This window comes from Cereibacter changlensis JA139 (genome assembly GCF_003034985.1).
Lineage (GTDB): Bacteria > Pseudomonadota > Alphaproteobacteria > Rhodobacterales > Rhodobacteraceae > Cereibacter > Cereibacter changlensis.
The window spans coordinates 1-1,663 of record NZ_PZKG01000316.1; the positions used below are offsets into that span (position 1 = coordinate 1).

The 1,663-nt window shown below is 67.3% G+C and carries 2 protein-coding genes; both read right to left on the reverse strand.

The window, feature by feature from the left end; genetic code table 11:
• Positions 1-86: 86 nt before the first annotated feature.
• Complete coding sequence (gene rfbA, locus C5F48_RS23610) at positions 87-971, reverse strand: glucose-1-phosphate thymidylyltransferase RfbA (RefSeq protein ID WP_107666103.1); 885 nt, start codon at positions 969-971, stop codon at positions 87-89.
• Positions 968-1,663, reverse strand: a 696-nt coding sequence (gene rfbD / locus C5F48_RS23615; RefSeq protein ID WP_107666104.1) for a dTDP-4-dehydrorhamnose reductase, incomplete at its 5' end; no start/stop codon positions are given. The genes rfbA and rfbD, both read right to left, overlap by 4 nt.

A 1,663-nucleotide genomic window follows, 5' to 3' on the forward strand; every position in this document is an offset into this window, starting at 1 on the left:
ATAATCTAAAGGCTAAGATAGCGGCGGAGAGTTCTCGCTGTGGTTCGCGTTGCTCCGTCAAGGCCTTTGAGAGAATAGAGAATTGTCTAGACGGCGGACTCATTCAACAGGCTGCGCAGGTAGCGACCGTAGTCATTCTTCGACAGCCGCCCGGCCGTCTCTGCCAGATCCTCGCGGCTGATCCAGCCTAGCGCAAAAGCGATCTCCTCGGGGCAGCCAGTCTGCAGCCCCTGCCGGTCCTGCAGGGTGCGCACGAAATTGCCGGCGTCGAGCAGGCTGCCATGGGTGCCTGTGTCGAGCCAGGCGAAGCCCCGGCCCATGCGCTGCACCTCCAGCGTGCCCTCCTCGAGATAGATCTCCAGGAGCGAGGTGATCTCCACCTCGCCGCGCGCCGAGGGTCTCACCCGACGGGCGAATTCGCTGGCGCGGCCGTCGAGGAAATAGAGCCCGGTCACCGCGTAATTCGAGGGCGGGACCGTGGGTTTCTCGATGATTTGCGTCACCCGGCCGGATTCGTCCATCGCCACCACGCCATAACGCTCCGGATCGGTGACGTGATAGCCGAAGACCGTGCCGCCCATCTCTTTCGCATCCGCCGCGGCCAACAGTTCCGGCAGGCCGTGGCCGAAGAAGATGTTGTCGCCCAGCACCATGCAGGAGGGCGCGCCGTCGAGGAAGTCTTCGGTCAGCGTATAGGCCTGCGCCAGCCCGCCCGGATGCGGCTGCACCACATAGCTGAGGGTGAGGCCCCACTGGCTGCCGTCACCCAGGGCGCGGCGGAACTGCTCCTGATCGAGCGGTGTGGTGATGATGGCGATCTCGCGGATCCCGGCCAGCATCAGCACCGACAGGGGATAGTAGATCATCGGCTTGTCGTAGATCGGCATCAGCTGTTTCGAGACGCCGAGCGTGATCGGGTAGAGCCGTGTGCCGGAGCCCCCGGCGAGGATGATGCCCTTGCGTGCGGTCATTGCGTGGTATCCTTCAATTCCGCCAAAACCTGTGCGAGGCTGGCGCGCCAAGCGGGCCGTTTGATGCCGAAGGCTTGGGTGAGGCTGCTGTTGTCGAGACGCGAATTGGCGGGACGCGGCGCTTTCTGCGGATAGTCGCGGCTGGGGATCGGGATGATGCGGCAGGCAAGGCCCGCGGCTCCCATGATCTCAGCGGCGAAGCCCGCCCAGCTGACGTCCGGGGCGCCGGAGAGGTGGTAGGCGCCCGACAGCGCCGGGTCCTGCTGCAGCGCTTGCGCCATGGTCAGGCAGGCCGCGGCGATGGCGGCCGCCGGGGTCGGCCCGCCCATCTGGTCGTCGATCACCGAGAGGCTGTCGCGGCTGGCCCCGAGCCGGAGCATGGTCTTCACGAAATTCGCGCCATGGGCCGAGAACACCCAGGAGGTGCGCAGGATCGCATGGGCGCCGCCCGCCGCCCGCACCGCCGCCTCGCCCGCCAACTTGGAGCGGCCATAGGCGCCGAGCGGGCCGGTGGGGCTGTCGGGGGTCCAGGGCGTCTCGCCGCTGCCGTCGAAGACGTAATCGCTGGAGATCTGCACGAAGGGGATGCCGAGCCCGGCGCAGGCCCGGGCCATGGCGCCGGGGGCGTCGCCATTGATCACGGTCGCAGCCGCCTCCTCGTCCTCCGCCGCATCCACCGCCGTCCAGGCCGC

Excerpts from the sequence above, each read along its gene's own strand:
- rfbA (WP_107666103.1), bottom strand. The coding sequence starts at position 971 with ATGACCGCACGCAAGGGCATCATCCTCGCCGGGGGCTCCGGCACACGG.